The following is a 15,859-nucleotide window of genomic DNA, read 5'->3' on the forward strand; positions in this document are numbered from 1 at the left end:
ATATGATTTCATTAAAATCGGCATTGGCAAAACCGTTTGCCAAACGTATATATAAAAGTGTTTTAAAGTGGGCTAATAACCCTATTGAAACTCAAGAAAAGGTATTTCAGAATTTAATTGCTGATGCTGCGGAAACAGCTTTTGGTAAAGATCATGATTTTGTAAGCATTAATAATCATTCAGATTTTGTAAAACGTGTCCCTATTCGTGATTATGAAGGTTTAAAGCCTTATGTGGAACGTGTTGTTGCAGGCGAAGACGACGTGCTTTGGAAAGGAAAGCCTTTATATTTTGCTAAAACTTCAGGAACAACCTCAGGGGCGAAGTATATTCCTATTACCAAGGAAAGCATGCCCTATCATGTCGAGGCTGCTCGTAATGCCATTTTGCTATACATTCAGGAAACGGGAAACAGTAAGTTTGTCGACGGTAAAATGATCTTTCTTCAGGGAAGTCCGATTTTAAAAGAACAAAACGGGATTCAGTTGGGAAGGTTATCTGGTATTGTGGCGCATTATGTGCCTAAATACCTTCAGAAAAACAGATTGCCTTCATGGGAAACCAATTGTATTGAAGACTGGGAAACGAAGGTGGATGCTATTGTTGAAGAGACCTTGCCTGAGAATATGACAGTGATTTCTGGAATCCCGTCGTGGGTGCAGATGTATTTTGAAAAACTTCAGCAGAAAACAGGCAAGAAGGTTGGAGATGTATTTAAGAATTTTAATTTATTCATTTTTGGAGGGGTTAATTATGAACCTTATCGTGCGAAATTTGAAAATCTTATCGGTCGTAAAGTTGATAGTATAGAATTGTATCCGGCCAGTGAGGGCTTTTTTGCGTATCAGGACAGGCAGAATGAAAAAGGCATGCTCCTTCTGTTGAATTCAGGAATCTTTTATGAGTTCATCAAGACAGATGAGTTTTTTAATGAAAACCCGAGGCGTATTACTATTAAAGATGTTGAAATAGGAGTAAATTACGTGATGATTATTTCAACCAATGCCGGACTTTGGGGGTATAATATCGGTGATACGATTCAGTTTACATCTACAAAACCGTATCGCGTTATTGTTTCCGGGCGGATTAAGCATTTTATTTCAGCATTTGGCGAGCATGTTATTGGAAAAGAAGTAGAGCAAGCCATGCAGGAGGCTATTTTGGAAACAAAAATCAGGGTTTCTGAGTTTACCGTAGCACCACAAATTAATCCGGAAGAAGGCTTGCCGTATCATGAATGGTTTATAGAGTTTGAGAATGAGCCAGATGATTTAGAACTATTAGCACAAAAGTTAGATGAATCGCTTCAAAAGCAAAATGTTTATTATTTTGACTTAATAGAAGGTAAAGTTTTAAGACCTCTTGTTATTAGAAAAGTTAAAAAAGATGGATTTAAAAATTATATGAAATCGATTGGTAAATTAGGGGGGCAGAATAAGTTACCGAGATTATCGAACGACAGAAGCATTGTTGAGGGTTTCCCTCATGTTGATTAATGGAAATAATAGTATATTTGGCCGAATATTAAGACGTATGAGTAATAGAAAACATCACGAAAGAACGCGCGCTCAGGAGAGTTCGAACGCCATTGAGCGGATGTATATTACTATGCGTCATTTATTTAACCGTGGGTTTTATAAGCCTATGGGAGTTTCTGGTGAAACCTTAAGGCAATCGTTATTGCTTTTACGTCCTGAGATTTATGGTTCTATTGGTGATGAAAAAGCAGAGTTGGAAGGCTTACTTTATGTGATTGATCGGCTTCCTATGGGAATTGAAGAATGTATGTTCATCAATTTAACCAGCGATGAAGGGTATTTGAATTCACATTTTAAACCTATAATTCCTTCAAAACGACGTCGTAATTGTTACCGAATAGATGCCGAACAAATGAATATCGAAATTACGCGAGGTCGTTCTGAGATCTATGACATTTTAACGCATTTAACGTTTTTGTTTGTCGAGTCTCATAAAATTAGTCGACGTGTCGTTATCAATGAATCGGGAGCAACAACACGTGATTGGATTAAACTAGAAAAGGCGGTTTTAGGAAATAAGAAGTTAACTCAAGAAGAGCGTGAGGTTGCCATAACGCATACAGCGAATATTTTAGGAAGAACATTTAACGAATTGATGACGATTTACAATCAATTCGCAACTGAAAATCAACCGGAACGTTTTTTACATATCATTTATTGGCTGGGTAAATTAGCTATCGAGGAGCAAACGACGAATAATAAGCGAACCATAACTTTTAGTCCGATGCTTAGAGAACGCATTGGGCATCATATCCACGGAGAAATCTGGTCTGATAATATTAAGGAGATTCTTTATAAAGAAGGACTTATTGAGCGTCCAATTCATATCATTAGTGCTAATATGCATAGCGTGATGAACACATTATTTGCTCCCAATGCTTTAGCGTCTTTAGTTCCTAAAAAGGATATATTTGGCGTTTATGAAGATTTAAGTAATAAAGAGAACGAATCACTTCGAACCAAGGTAAGTAAAGAAGCTATACAACGAGGAATGATTTATGTTAAAGATACTTCCGGAACAAATATAGATGTTCAAATTTTTGACACTAGTAAAATTGATGTTTCGAAAATTGATATTCCTTTAAAATCAGAATATTTAAAAGATAATAAGCCTGTGATTTTAGTTATGGATTATGCGTTTGGAGAGCAAGCTTATGAAACCATAGACGAACTTTTAAAGCCCTTTAGTTTTAAGGATCAAGATATGCTTTTAGATGTCGATTCAATTTCTATTATGGGGAAAGCAGGAATCTTACAAGGAGGTAAAGGCGATATCATGATTCCATCGGCGCATATTTTTGAAGGGACTGCAGATAATTATCCGTTTGAAAATGAACTCAACAAGAAGGATTTGAAAAATCAAGGTGTTGATGTTTATGAAGGTGCTATGATTACAGTTTTAGGAACATCTTTACAGAATAAAGATATTTTAAAGTTTTTCCATAATTCGACCTGGAAAGTTATAGGTTTGGAAATGGAAGGCGCACATTATCAAAAAGCCATTCAGGCAGCTTCAAAAGTACGCGGAAGCATAAGTAAAGATGTAAAGGTGAGATATGCCTATTACGCCAGTGATAATCCTTTAGAAACAGGAGCAACACTTGCATCCGGAGGTTTAGGGACGTCCGGAGTAAAGCCAACATATTTAATTACAAGGAACATATTAGAACAAATTTTCAATTAATAATTTAATTTATGAGTAAAGAATTGCAAAAGCCAGAGCAATCATCGGAAGAAGTCGATTTAGGGCAGTTATTTAAGTTAATCGGGAATGCTTTCGACCGCTTTTTTAAGTTTATAGCTTCTATTTTTAAAGGTCTATTTCGTGTTGTTTTGATGCTGTTAATACACTTTTATAAGCGTTTTGTTTGGTATGTAGGCGCTGTTGTTGTAGGCGTTGTTGTTGGTTTCATTATAGATAAGAATTCTGATAAGCTTTATGGGGCGAATTTGTTTATTGAAACGAATTTTAATTCTGCGCGTCAGGTGTATGAAAACATTAAGCAATTACATGAATTAGCGTTTATAGATCAAGACTCGGTTGAATTAGGGAGTCGTTTAGGAATTACATCTCAGGAAGCTGCCAAAATTAAAGGCTTTTATATTGAGCCCGATATTGATGAGAATAAAGTCGTGGAAATGTATTCTGAGTTTTATTTGCATTTAGATTCATTGTCAAGAACTGAAATGAGCTATGAACAATATAAATCGTCATTAACATCTTATAATTTTAAAATTCACAGAATAGGTGTAGCATCCACAGATAAAGGCTTATATCAAAAAATAGAAAAGCATTTTGTAAATGAGTTGAGTAATAATGCTTATTTAGAGGAATTATTAGAGGTTAATACGCAAAACTTAAAGCGAAAAGATCAGACACTATCAACTCAGGTTAAAAAGAATGATTCGTTAGTAGATGCATATCTAAAAATACGTTTGAAGGAATCTGATAAGGAACCAGTACAAGGTTCTGGTACTAATTTGTATATGGGTAATGCGGAGTCTAACGGATTGATTGTTGATGAATCTAAACTTGTTGATAAACGCTTGGAATTGGAAGCACAACGACGTGCCGTTTATGAGGATTTGGTAGAGCAAAAAAATGTGGTTAACGTGTTAGCAGGGTTTCCAAAGACAGGGTATGATATCAGAGAGTGGACAGATAAAATGAAATTTTTATTGCCTTTAATTTTCTTAGGGGTAACATTGTTGAGTTTTATAATCTTAGGTTTGGGCCAATATTTAAAAGAGCAAACAAAATAAAATTTAGAAAAAGGATAATGAATGTATTAATAACAGGAGGTGCTGGATTTATAGGGTCTCATGTGGTACGGTTATTTGTTGAAAAGTATCCGGATTATAATATTTATAATTTGGATGCATTAACTTATGCTGGTAATCTGGAGAATCTTAAAGATGTTGAAGGATTTCCTAATTATACATTTATTAAAGGTGATATCAATGATTCCGGTTTTATAAATCAACTTTTTCAAGACTATCAATTTGATGCGGTGATTCATTTGGCAGCCGAGTCACATGTCGATAGGTCCATTAGTGATCCTTTAGCATTCGTGAAAACCAATATTATCGGAACGGTGAATTTACTAAATGCAGCTAAAGAGATTTGGGTAAATAATCTGGATAATAAGTTATTTTATCACGTCAGTACGGATGAAGTCTATGGAACATTAGGAGAAACAGGTCTGTTCAAAGAAACGACGGCTTACGATCCTAATTCACCATATTCTGCTTCAAAAGCAAGCTCCGATCATTTTGTTCGCGCTTATGGAGAAACCTATGGTCTGCCGTACATCATAACAAACTGTTCGAATAATTATGGACAAAATCAGTTTCCTGAAAAGCTCATTCCCTTATTCATAAATAATATTATGAATAACAAACCGCTTCCCGTTTATGGAGATGGTAATTATACGCGGGACTGGATCTATGTAAAGGATCATGCTTTAGCTATTGATTTGGTGTTTCACAAAGGGGAGCATGGAGAAACCTATAATATAGGAGGGTTTAACGAGTGGAAAAATATCGATTTGGTAAAGGTGTTATGTGCACAAATGGACGAGAAATTGGAAAGACCTGTTGGGACTTCAGAACAAATGATAACTTATGTTAAAGATCGCCCTGGACATGATTTAAGATATGCTATTGACGCTTCTAAAATAAATACCGAATTAGGCTGGAAACCATCAGTAACTTTTGAGGAAGGTTTGGAAATAACTATTGACTGGTATTTAAACAATGAAGATTGGTTGAATAATGTCACTAGTGGAGAATATAAGAACTACTATAAAAAGCAGTAAAGTTAAATGAAGGGGATAATTTTAGCAGGAGGTTCTGGTACGAGATTACATCCGTTGACTTTATCGGTAAGTAAGCAGTTGATGCCTATTTACGATAAGCCCATGATATATTATCCGCTATCGACCCTTATGTATGCTGGAATTCGTGAAGTATTGATTATTTCAACACCTAAAGATTTACCACTTTTTAAAGACTTATTGGGTGATGGTGAAAAGTATGGTTGTAAATTTGATTATGCTGTGCAGGAAGAACCCAACGGCTTAGCTGAAGCATTCTTAATTGGAGAAGACTTTATAGGAGATGATAAAGTCGCGTTAATTCTTGGAGATAATATATTTTATGGAACAGGTCTAACAAAGCTGTTACAGGCGAATAATAATCCTGATGGCGGCATTATTTACGCATATAGAGTTCATGATCCGGAACGTTATGGTGTCGTTGAATTTGATGATGCAGGTCAGGCGATTTCCATTGAGGAAAAACCGGAACAGCCAAAGTCCAATTATGCGGTTCCGGGTATTTATTTTTATGATAATTCGGTAGTCGAAATCGCTAAGAATATAAAACCGAGTCAAAGAGGAGAATTGGAAATAACCGATATCAATAAAGCCTATCTTATACAAAAGAAATTGCATGTTAGTATTTTAGACCGTGGTACCGCTTGGCTAGATACAGGGACCTTTCAATCGTTGATGCAGGCGTCTCAATTTGTAGAAGTGATAGAAGAACGTCAGGGTCTGAAAATTGGGGCTATTGAGGGGGCTGCCTATGAAATGGGTTATATTAATGAAGAGCAGTTTGAAGCCTTGGCAGAACCTTTATTGAAGAGTGGTTACGGAAAGAATTTATTGGGCTTATTGAATAAAACACAATGATAGTAAAAGAAACAAAATTGAAAGGCTGTTTTATTATTGAGCCTACAGTTTTTAAAGATAGTAGAGGCTATTTTTTTGAGAGTTTTAATCAAAAAACCTTCAATAAACTTACGAATCAAAAGGTGAATTTTGTTCAGGATAATGAGTCGTTTTCTTCAAAAGGGGTGCTTAGAGGACTTCATTATCAAACAGGAGACGACGCTCAGGCTAAATTGGTAAGAGTCATCAAAGGGCGTGTTTTAGATATTGCGGTTGATCTTAGAAGAGGTTCTGATACCTTTGGAGAATACGAAGCTTTAGAGATGACAGAAGACAATAAAATGCAGTTGTTTATCCCGAGAGGTTTCGCACATGGATTTGTGGTGCTAAGTGATACCGCTATATTCTCGTATAAATGTGATAACTTTTATAATAAAGGGTCTGAAGACGGAATTATTTATAATGATAACCATTTAAATATTGATTGGAAGTTGCCAGAAGAAGAGTTGCTGATTTCAGAGAAAGACTTGGTACTACCAACATTAAAAGATGCTAAGCTATGATTAATGTCTTAGTAACAGGAGGAAATGGGCAGTTAGCATGTTGTATCAAGGATGTTGAAGTCAAATATGAAAATTTAAACGTTATTTATACCGATTCACAAGCCTTGGATATCTGTGATATAAACCAAGTACAATCTTTTTTTAAATCACATGATATTGATTATTGCGTCAATTGTGCCGCTTATACGGCGGTCGATAAAGCTGAAGAGGAGAAGGAGTTGGCATTTAAAGTAAACGCCGAAGGAGCCAAAAATTTAGCTTTAGCTTGTAAGGAGCATCATGTTGTTTTAATTCATATGTCGACAGATTTTGTGTTTGACGGAACTAAAACAGAACCCTATACTGAAGAGGATCAATCTAATGCGATAAGTGTTTATGGGGCATCTAAATTACAAGGCGAAATTGAAATTCAAAATATACTGGAGGAGCATTTTATTATTAGAACGTCTTGGTTGTATTCTGAGCATGGTCATAATTTTATGAAAACCATGTTGCGCTTGGCAGAAATTAGAGATGAGATTTCAGTCGTTTCTGATCAAATGGGTACACCAACCTATGCTGGAGATTTGGCTAAGATAATACTTGAAATAATTATTGAAAAATCAAAGGATTTCGGAATATATCATTATAGTAATGAGGGGGGAAGTGTTAGCTGGTTTGGTTTTGCTAAAGCTATTTTTGAGCAAACCAGAATTGATATAAAAGTAAATGCCATTACTACAGAGCAATTTCCAACAAAAGCAAAACGACCGGCATATAGTGTTTTGAATAAAGAAAAAATAAGAAGTAAATTAAATATAGAAATCCCTGATTGGGATTTAAGTTTAGAAAAAGCCCTTTCAAAAAAAATTAGGCTTATCTAAATTTACTTTAGTTTATGAGTAAAATAAAAAAATATATTTCTTAAAACAATGAGAAAAATAGCAATGATTAGTTATTTTATTGTGGATATGTTAATACCGTGTTTTAAGTGATATAAATAATATGAATAATCTTGCAAAAGGGAGTTAAAAGGCTATTTTTGCATAGAAATTTTTAATGATAAATGAAAAAAAAAGTTGCTTTAATTACAGGTGTAACAGGTCAGGATGGGGCCTATTTAAGTGAGTTCTTACTGAAAAAAGGCTATGAAGTTCATGGTGTTAAGAGAAGATCGTCTTTGTTTAATACAGATAGAATAGATCATTTATATCAGGATCCCCATGTTGAAGACCGTAACTTTTTTCTTCATTATGGTGATTTAACCGATAGTACCAATTTAACGCGTTTAATTCAGGAAGTACAGCCAGATGAAATTTATAATTTGGCGGCTATGAGTCATGTACATGTATCTTTTGAAATGCCGGAATATACAGGAAATGCCGATGGTTTAGGGACCTTACGTTTATTAGAAGCGATTCGTTTATTAGGTTTGGAGAAAAAGACACGAATTTATCAGGCGTCTACTTCAGAATTATATGGTAAAGTACAAGAGGTTCCTCAAACCGAGAAAACACCGTTTTACCCAAGAAGTCCTTATGCGGTAGCTAAAATGTATGCGTATTGGATTACCGTAAACTATAGAGAAGCTTACGGAATATACGCTTGTAACGGTATTCTATTTAATCATGAATCGCCTATTCGAGGGGAAACTTTTGTAACGCGTAAAATTACCAGAGCAACTTCAAGAATTGCATTAGGATTACAGGATAAGTTTTATCTAGGAAATTTAGATGCACAACGAGACTGGGGGCATGCTAAGGATTACGTGAGAATGATGTGGATGATCCTTCAGGCTGATGAGGCTGAAGATTGGGTTATTGCAACTAACAAAACAACTACGGTTCGCGATTTCGTGAGGATGAGTTTTGCCGAAGTAGGTATTGAGTTAGAATTTAAAGGCGAAGGTGTCAATGAAAAAGCCCTCGTTAAAGCCTGTAATAATCCAGAATATCAATTACCAATAGGTAAAGAGGTGTTGTCTGTAGATCCTAAGTATTTTAGACCTACTGAAGTGGATTTACTAATTGGAGATGCTACAAAGGCTAAGGAAAAACTGGGTTGGGTTCCAGAATACGATTTACCAGCTTTAGTTAAAGATATGATGAAAGGTGATATCAAGCTTATGAAAAAGGAGCAATTTCTTAAAGATGGCGGTTATCAAATTATGAACTATTTTGAGTAAAACATTTCGTCATTACGAAGGAAGAATGACTGAAGTAATCTCTTTAAAAGAGTAGAATTTATGAATAAAAATTCTAAAATTTATGTAGCTGGCCATCGCGGTTTAGTCGGTAGTGCAATTTTAAAAAATCTTCAGGTTAAAGGCTACAATAATATTGTAACTCGTACGCACAAGGAATTAGATTTAACGAATCAGGTGGACGTTGCTTCATTTTTTAAAGAAGAGCAGCCTGAATATGTGTTTTTGGCAGCAGCAAAAGTAGGAGGTATCGTGGCTAATAATGTATATAGAGCTGATTTTATCTATGAAAACATGATGATTCAGAATAATGTGATTCATCAAAGTTATATTCATAATGTAAAGAAGTTACTGTTTTTAGGAAGTACCTGTATTTACCCTAAACATGCGCCCCAACCCATGAAAGAGGAATATCTGTTGACTGATACTTTGGAATACACAAACGAACCTTATGCCATTGCAAAAATAGCCGGCATTAAGATGTGCGAAAGCTATAATTTGCAGTATGGTACGAATTTTATTTCGGTAATGCCTACAAACCTGTATGGGCCGAACGATAATTTCGATTTGGAAAGATCACATGTTCTACCGGCTTTAATTCGTAAAATACATTTAGCGAAGTTGTTATCTGAATCAAGATATGATGCCGTAATCAAAGATTTGGGTGTTTCGGATATAGAGGAAGCAAAAGATTATTTGGCAACATTTGGCGTTTCCGAACAAAGTGTGGAAATCTGGGGGTCTGGCAAGCCAAAACGAGAATTTTTGTGGAGTGAAGACATGGCGGATGCCTGTGTTTTTTTGATGGAAAAGAGAGATTTTAAGGATATCATCATTGCGAATGCAATGAAGCAATCTGTTGAAACAACCCAAAAAGAAATCCGTAATACGCACATCAATATTGGTACAGGAACTGACGTATCTATTAAAGAATTAGCTGAAACGATTAGGGAAATAATTGGTTTTAAAGGAAATTTAGTATTTAATACTGAAAAACCCGATGGAACCATGCGTAAGTTAACTGATGTTTCGAAACTTAATGGTTTGGGATGGAAGTATAAGGTGGCACTAAGTGAAGGGGTAGAAAGAATTTATGAATGGTATGTTGCAAGATTTTGACATTTATAAAAGAGTAAAATTATTAAATATATTATTTATTAAATTTAAGTTTAAAAACGAGTAAAATGGATATTTATATATTAGGAGGTGGAGCGTTTGGAACCGCTATAGGTAATCAGTTAGCTGAAAATTTAAACAATAATGTAGTATTATTCGTTAGAAATGAGTCACAGTCTAAGGAAGTCAACAATTTACATACGAACAAAAGATATTTTCCGAATAAAAAATTAAGCAAACGCTTAAAAGCTACAACGAATAGGAAAGCTTTAACAGAGGCGGATATAATTTTTTTAGCTATTCCATCAAAAAAAATAGTTGATATTATTAGTAATTTAAAATTTTTTATTAGCAAGGATGTCTTAATTGTAAATTTATCTAAAGGTATTTTAAAAGAAGGTTTAACAATAATTGACTATCTCAAAAAGGAATTAAGTACGAATAATGTGATAGCTATGAAAGGACCTACTTTTTCTTCTGAATTAATTAATGGAGCACATTCAATTTTTACAATTGGTTATAAGACCAGAGAGCAATACAACAGAATTGAGAAGATTATTTCAGAAACCAATATACATGTAGATTATACAACAGATATTATTGGTGTTGAATTGTTAAGTGTTCTCAAAAATATTTACGCCATACTGATTGGTATTACAGATGCTCAGTACAATTCGCCTAATACTAGATTTATGATTTTAACTAAGTCTTTTTCGGAAATAAGAATTTTATTGAAGGAACTTGGAGGTAGAGAGGATTCTTTATTTCTTTCATGTGGTTATGGTGATGTAGGAATTACATCTTTAAATGATTTAAGTAGAAATAGGACTCTCGGCTTGTTGATAGGGAAGGGGTTTTATAAAATCGGTAATAAAAAGAATAAAGTTGTTTTAGAAGGTTTAAAAACCATTAAATTAATAAATAATTTGTTGTCCGAAGAAGTCAAAAATAGACTTCCATTGTTTTCTAAATTAGCAAGTTTTTTTGAAAATAAAGAGGCTTTTTTTGAAATTCACTTTGATTCATTGATTAACAAAAAAATGAAAACGGTTTTGACTTATGGGACGTTTGACTTATTACACTATGGTCATTTAGAAATATTAAGAAGAGCGAAAGAATTGGGAGATAGACTAGTAGTTGGAATTTCTACGGATGAATTTAATCAAGTAAAAGGAAAAAACTGTCAAATTTCATATGAGAAGCGAAAGGAATTTTTAGAAGCTGTAGAATACGTTGATTTGGTTATACCTGAGTCAGAATGGGAGCAAAAAGTTCAAGATGTCAAGAATAATGAAGTTGATGTATTTGTTATGGGTGACGATTGGAAAGGCAAGTTTGATTATTTAACTGAATATTGCGATGTTGTTTATTTGCCAAGAACTTTAGGTATTTCTACTACTAAATTAAAATCTATTTTGGATAAATAATGTTAAAGAAATTTATAATCCCTATTATTATAAAACTTTTTCGTGTTTTTATACCTATTAACAAAAAGAAGATTTTATATTATAGTTTCCCTGATGTTTCAGATAATAGTTTTGCGTTTTTTGTTTATTTAATAAATAATCATCCATCATTTGAAAATGTATGGTTAGTTGATAGTTATGATAGTAAAGAAGATTTTAAAGCGTTAATTTCTAATTATACAACTAGAACAAATTTTGTTATAATAAAAAAGAAAACTTTTAAAGGAATAAAAGAATTTATATCTTCTAAATACATATTGCATACTCATGGATTATTTAATGAAGTAACATTATCTTGTAAACAAACAAACATTAATTTATGGCATGGAATGCCTTTAAAAAAGATAGGTCATCTTGATGATAATAAAAGAATACCAAAGTCCGATTTTTTGATTGCAACTTCCGAATTATTTGCAGACATTATGGCTAAGGCATTTAAAACTAATAAAAAAAGTGTATTAGTTTCTGGATTACCTAGAAATGATTTTTTATTTGAGTTAAAACATAGTTTTAAAGATTTACTTGTTTCCGACAATAGTCAATTTAAAAATACTATACTTTGGATGCCTACTTATAGAAAGTCTGTAATAGGTGATATAAGGAATGACGGGGAAACACGAAAGATTAAAGATTTTTTAGAGGATAATAGTTTAAGTTATCTTAACAGCTATCTGCAAACAATCAATACAGTATGTTTTATTAAGCTACACCCGATGGATTTTATGAAGGTTGAAGATTTTAATTCTTATTCAAATATCTATTTCATAAATGATGAAATGATTAGAAAGAAGGGGGTTACAATGTATTCTTTATTAAATTCTGTAGATTTATTGCTTACAGATTTTTCTTCTATTTATGTTGATTTTTTATTATTAGATAAACCTATCGGTTTTATTTTTTCCGATTTTGAAGAATATCTTAATTCTAGAGGCTTTGTTTTTCAATCTCCTTTGGACTATATGCCAGGTGAGATTATCACAGATATCAAGGAGTTAAAGAGTTTTATGGATGAATTGTTTATCCAAAAAAATGATAATTTTATTTTAAGGCGAAATGAAATAAAGAAAAAATTTCACAACGTAAATTCTGATTTTTCAGCAAAATTATTTACCCAAATATTTGATAATGCTCAAAAATATTCATAGAGATCATCTTTTAATTTTGAAAAACTTATCTTATCTAACTTTGATGAAGTTTTTCAATATAGGTTTTAAATTTTTTATTGTAGCTTATTTAATTAGAGTATTGGGTGATAAGAATTATGGACTTGTAACGTGGTTAGATTCTATAATTCAATATTTTTTAATGATTATTAATTTTGGTTTCAATGTTTATGCTGCAAAGTATATTGTTGACCATAAGGAAGATAAGTTGAGAATTAATGAAATTGTATCGTCCATTTTGATAATTAAGACTGTTTTATTTGTTTTATCTATACTATTTATATTAATACTTTCTGCTTTTCATGAGTATCGTGCATATAGGGAGTTATTGTTATTATTTATGTTCACAGGAATAGGAGAGGTTTTGTTTCCAGTTTGGTTCTTTCAAGGAAAGGAAAATTTAAAGCCGGCAACATTAATTGTATTTTTCTCAAGATTATTTTTAATAGTAGCTACATTGTTTTTTGTTGTTAGTGAAAGCGATGCCCTAATTTATATCATTGTTACTTCAATTTCTTCTATTATTATGGGAGTTTTAGGGATATCCTATATGTTTAAGTATTATGACGTAAATTTTGGGAGAGTATCAATAACCACTTTGCTTAATTATGCTAAAGAAACATTTCCTTTCTTTTTAGGTAGGTTCTTGTCTTTAGTTTTTAATTTTGGTACAATTTTCCTAATAGGGAAGTATTGTTTGTTAGAGCAAGTAGCTGGATTTGATTTAAGTTTAAAAATTATAATGGTAAGCGTAATACCTTTTGAAATGCTTCAGCAAGCTGTGTTTCCCACTTTAGCAAGAACTAAAAACAAGAGGATGCTTAAAAAATTAATTTTGGCTTCTTTTTTTGCTGGTTCTGTTATTGGTTTTGTAATATTTTTCTTTTCTAGTGATTTTATAGCTTTGTTTGGGGGAAATAATATGTTAGAATACACATCTGCACTAAAGGTGTTATCATTTTTAACCCCTTTTGTGGCATTAACATTTATTTTGGGGTCTTGTGGGTTAGTTGCTTTTGGGTATTTTAGAGAATTTAATTTTTCTCTGATAGGGACTTCAGTATTATATCTTTTTGTTCTGATGGTATTATACTATTTTGATTCTATAACTTTTTGGAATTTGGTTTATCTTAGAGTTTTCGGAGACATTTTGATGTGTTTTATTAGAATGTTATATGTAATTAAAAAAAGAGTTGTTATCTTTTAAATATTTTATAAAAAGTATAAATTGAAAATTTTTAAAGACACTAGTTTAGAATACATTTTTTTTACTTACTATATTATTTTCGAAATAGTATTCGCTTACAACTTAAGCTTTATTGGTTTGTCTGGTTTTTCAAGAGTTCCATATCTTAGACTGGGACTAATGCTATTTACTGTTGTATTTTTTTTGAAAGACTTTCTCAACTTAAAATTAAATTTAAGATTTAAACGTTCAATTAAGTATCAAGATCTTTTTGTCAAATTATTTATATTGAGTGCTTTGATCTCTTTGCCTGTTGGTTTGTTTAATAGAAATCCCATAGTTTATTTTATTACAGATTTTGTTTATATTTTATTAGGAGCATTTTTATTCTTTATTACGAAAAGAAGAAATTCTTTAAATGATATAAATGTTCCGTTATTAGTACATAATAGAATTTTATTTAAAAAACTGAGTTATTTTTTTTCGCTTGTTACTTTTTTGTGCATTTTATTTAATCTTGATGCACCGGCTTTGTTGCCTATAATATTAATTGTTTTAGTTTTTTTAAATGTTATAATTAAGAATTATATATTAGCATGTTTTATGTTAGTGCCCTATTTGTATTTAGTGTTGTCTTCTAATAGAACTCAATTAATAGTTTTTCTTTTAGTTGTTTTTTTTCTATTTCTAAGATACATTAGAAAATTTTTTAGTTTAAAAACAGTTTTTTTGTATTCTTTTATATTTGGAATTGTTTTTTTTGTTTTTAGGATAGAATTGTTAGAAGGTTTATTGTTTTTTATAGATAAACATAGTAATGTTGGTTATCGAATTTATCAGTTGTTATTTGTTTTTAAAGAAGGTATAGATTTCTCTAATCCTTTTTTCACTTCAATTTCTCAAAGAATTTTGGAAGCTCAAGCTGTTTATGATTATTGGACTACTAACTTATATACTTTTATTTTTGGTGCTGGATCAGGTGGTGTAATTGATGGAAGGGAAGTATTTAATGATTCTTCTGTATTAAATTCAGCTTTACTGGGAGCCGATAAAATTCATAATATTCATATTTTGCCAATGGCTTTAATATATAGGTACGGTTTGTTTGGATTATGTTTATTTGTCATACTTATTATAATGGCTATAAAATCAGCTAAAAACATTTTGGATAGTTCAGATTTACAAAAGGTTTTTTGGAATCTTTTTTTTCTATCCTGGTTTGTCTTTTCAATGCCAGCCGCTTCTTTTTTATGGACAATGCCTTTATTTTGGATTAGCTTGGCTATGATTAATAATAAAAACTATATATGAGATTGATATTGTACATAACAATAATACTATTTGTTAATTTAGGCTACTCTCAAAAGGAAGAAAGTCAAATTAATGAAATTTTATGGTATGGAGAGTCTACAACTAGAGGTACAGGTGTTCCTATAGATAAGCCATGGAGAGCTTTTATGTGGACTGTTTCTGATTTTATGAGTAAATCTTCAGATTCTATTTCATATAAGAATATTAATTTAGGTTTCCCTAGTTGGAATTCCAAGAATGGATTAGACTCTTTGGATGTTAAAGTTTTAAATAAATCGTTTGATTATGTTTTTTTAGAATTTGGACTAAATGATAATGATATAGAAAATCCTGATTTGTATTTAAGTCAAATGATTGAGCTAATTAAGGAAAAGAATTCTAGATCTCAAGTTGTTCTTATTTTGTTAAATAATGTAAAACAAATTAGTTACAGAATTGAACATGATTCTTTGGATGAAACTTCAAAATTATGGTTTAATGTAGCCGATAAATATAGATTACCAATTATTGATGTTACTAAAAGTTTATTAGCTCGATCAGAAGACTTAGATTTTTATAAAAGCATAATACCGGATGGAATTCACCCAAATCAGATTGGTCATTATTTGTATGCTAGTATTATTTATCAGGAATTAATAAAAGGAAATATTATTTAGTTTTT

At 32.0% G+C, this 15,859-nt stretch carries 14 protein-coding genes; all 14 read left to right on the top strand.

Annotated elements, in window-relative coordinates; translation table 11 throughout:
- Positions 1-2 precede the first annotated feature (2 nt).
- The 14 genes from ICJ85_RS04890 to ICJ85_RS04955 all read left to right on the top strand — a co-directional run bounded on the left by ICJ85_RS04890 (position 3) and on the right by ICJ85_RS04955 (position 15,854).
- Positions 3-1,496, top strand: coding sequence for a GH3 auxin-responsive promoter family protein (locus tag ICJ85_RS04890; protein ID WP_194420815.1), 1,494 nt, complete (start codon positions 3-5; stop codon positions 1,494-1,496).
- A 37-nt stretch (positions 1,497-1,533) separates the two neighbouring features.
- Positions 1,534-3,222: a DUF6909 family protein gene (locus tag ICJ85_RS04895; RefSeq protein ID WP_188222661.1), complete on the top strand. Its 1,689-nt coding sequence runs from the start codon at positions 1,534-1,536 to the stop codon at positions 3,220-3,222.
- 11 nt (positions 3,223-3,233) lie between these two features.
- Positions 3,234-4,301 carry a hypothetical protein gene (locus tag ICJ85_RS04900; protein WP_188222662.1) on the top strand — a complete coding sequence of 356 codons (1,068 nt, stop codon included), beginning with the start codon at positions 3,234-3,236 and terminating at the stop codon, positions 4,299-4,301.
- A gap of 17 nt (positions 4,302-4,318) precedes the next feature.
- A complete protein-coding gene (rfbB, locus tag ICJ85_RS04905; RefSeq protein WP_188222663.1) occupies positions 4,319-5,356 on the top strand; it encodes a dTDP-glucose 4,6-dehydratase in 1,038 nt (345 codons plus the stop codon).
- 6 nt (positions 5,357-5,362) lie between these two features.
- Entirely contained in the window at positions 5,363-6,232 is an 870-nt protein-coding gene (gene rfbA / locus ICJ85_RS04910) for a glucose-1-phosphate thymidylyltransferase RfbA (RefSeq protein ID WP_188222664.1), read from the top strand.
- A complete protein-coding gene (rfbC, locus tag ICJ85_RS04915; protein WP_188222665.1) occupies positions 6,229-6,774 on the top strand; it encodes a dTDP-4-dehydrorhamnose 3,5-epimerase in 546 nt (181 codons plus the stop codon). Before rfbA ends, rfbC begins: the two co-directional genes overlap by 4 nt.
- Complete coding sequence (gene rfbD, locus ICJ85_RS04920; protein ID WP_188222666.1) at positions 6,771-7,637, top strand: dTDP-4-dehydrorhamnose reductase; 867 nt, start codon at positions 6,771-6,773, stop codon at positions 7,635-7,637. The genes rfbC and rfbD overlap by 4 nt, the downstream gene beginning before the upstream one ends.
- A 182-nt stretch (positions 7,638-7,819) precedes the next feature.
- Positions 7,820-8,938: a GDP-mannose 4,6-dehydratase gene (gene gmd, locus ICJ85_RS04925; RefSeq protein WP_188222667.1), complete on the top strand. Its 1,119-nt coding sequence runs from the start codon at positions 7,820-7,822 to the stop codon at positions 8,936-8,938.
- Between the two features lie 60 nt (positions 8,939-8,998).
- Positions 8,999-10,075, top strand: a complete 1,077-nt coding sequence (locus tag ICJ85_RS04930; RefSeq protein ID WP_188222668.1) for a GDP-L-fucose synthase family protein — start codon at positions 8,999-9,001, stop codon at positions 10,073-10,075.
- A 65-nt stretch (positions 10,076-10,140) separates the two neighbouring features.
- Positions 10,141-11,499, top strand: coding sequence for a glycerol-3-phosphate cytidylyltransferase (gene tagD / locus ICJ85_RS16535; protein ID WP_188222669.1), 1,359 nt, complete (start codon positions 10,141-10,143; stop codon positions 11,497-11,499).
- On the top strand, positions 11,499-12,683 hold the full coding sequence (locus tag ICJ85_RS04940; protein ID WP_188222670.1) for a CDP-glycerol glycerophosphotransferase family protein: 1,185 nt from the start codon (positions 11,499-11,501) through the stop codon (positions 12,681-12,683). Before tagD ends, ICJ85_RS04940 begins: the two co-directional genes overlap by 1 nt.
- On the top strand, positions 12,664-13,908 hold the full coding sequence (locus ICJ85_RS04945; protein WP_188222671.1) for an oligosaccharide flippase family protein: 1,245 nt from the start codon (positions 12,664-12,666) through the stop codon (positions 13,906-13,908). Before ICJ85_RS04940 ends, ICJ85_RS04945 begins: the two co-directional genes overlap by 20 nt.
- A gap of 21 nt (positions 13,909-13,929) precedes the next feature.
- A complete protein-coding gene (locus ICJ85_RS04950) occupies positions 13,930-15,198 on the top strand; it encodes a hypothetical protein (RefSeq protein WP_188222672.1) in 1,269 nt (422 codons plus the stop codon).
- The gene (locus ICJ85_RS04955; protein WP_188222673.1) at positions 15,195-15,854 is read left to right on the top strand and encodes an SGNH/GDSL hydrolase family protein; all 660 of its coding nucleotides are present in this window, start codon (positions 15,195-15,197) and stop codon (positions 15,852-15,854) included. The genes ICJ85_RS04950 and ICJ85_RS04955 overlap by 4 nt, the downstream gene beginning before the upstream one ends.
- Positions 15,855-15,859: the final 5 nt, after the last annotated feature.

The sequence above is a fragment of the Aestuariibaculum marinum genome, from assembly GCF_014596975.1.
Taxonomy (GTDB): Bacteria; Bacteroidota; Bacteroidia; order Flavobacteriales; family Flavobacteriaceae; genus Aestuariibaculum; species Aestuariibaculum marinum.

What these genes read in the sequence shown, in the direction of transcription:
- ICJ85_RS04890 (WP_194420815.1), top strand. Translation starts at nt 3, where the DNA reads ATGATTTCATTAAAATCGGCATTGGCAAAACCGTTTGCCAAACGTATA.
- ICJ85_RS04895 (WP_188222661.1), top strand. Translation starts at nt 1,534, where the DNA reads ATGAGTAATAGAAAACATCACGAAAGAACGCGCGCTCAGGAGAGTTCG.
- ICJ85_RS04900 (WP_188222662.1), top strand. Translation starts at nt 3,234, where the DNA reads ATGAGTAAAGAATTGCAAAAGCCAGAGCAATCATCGGAAGAAGTCGAT.
- rfbB (WP_188222663.1), top strand. Translation starts at nt 4,319, where the DNA reads ATGAATGTATTAATAACAGGAGGTGCTGGATTTATAGGGTCTCATGTG.
- rfbA (WP_188222664.1), top strand. Translation starts at nt 5,363, where the DNA reads ATGAAGGGGATAATTTTAGCAGGAGGTTCTGGTACGAGATTACATCCG.
- rfbC (WP_188222665.1), top strand. Translation starts at nt 6,229, where the DNA reads ATGATAGTAAAAGAAACAAAATTGAAAGGCTGTTTTATTATTGAGCCT.
- rfbD (WP_188222666.1), top strand. Translation starts at nt 6,771, where the DNA reads ATGATTAATGTCTTAGTAACAGGAGGAAATGGGCAGTTAGCATGTTGT.
- gmd (WP_188222667.1), top strand. Translation starts at nt 7,820, where the DNA reads ATGAAAAAAAAAGTTGCTTTAATTACAGGTGTAACAGGTCAGGATGGG.
- ICJ85_RS04930 (WP_188222668.1), top strand. Translation starts at nt 8,999, where the DNA reads ATGAATAAAAATTCTAAAATTTATGTAGCTGGCCATCGCGGTTTAGTC.
- tagD (WP_188222669.1), top strand. Translation starts at nt 10,141, where the DNA reads ATGGATATTTATATATTAGGAGGTGGAGCGTTTGGAACCGCTATAGGT.
- ICJ85_RS04940 (WP_188222670.1), top strand. Translation starts at nt 11,499, where the DNA reads ATGTTAAAGAAATTTATAATCCCTATTATTATAAAACTTTTTCGTGTT.
- ICJ85_RS04945 (WP_188222671.1), top strand. Translation starts at nt 12,664, where the DNA reads ATGCTCAAAAATATTCATAGAGATCATCTTTTAATTTTGAAAAACTTA.
- ICJ85_RS04955 (WP_188222673.1), top strand. Translation starts at nt 15,195, where the DNA reads ATGAGATTGATATTGTACATAACAATAATACTATTTGTTAATTTAGGC.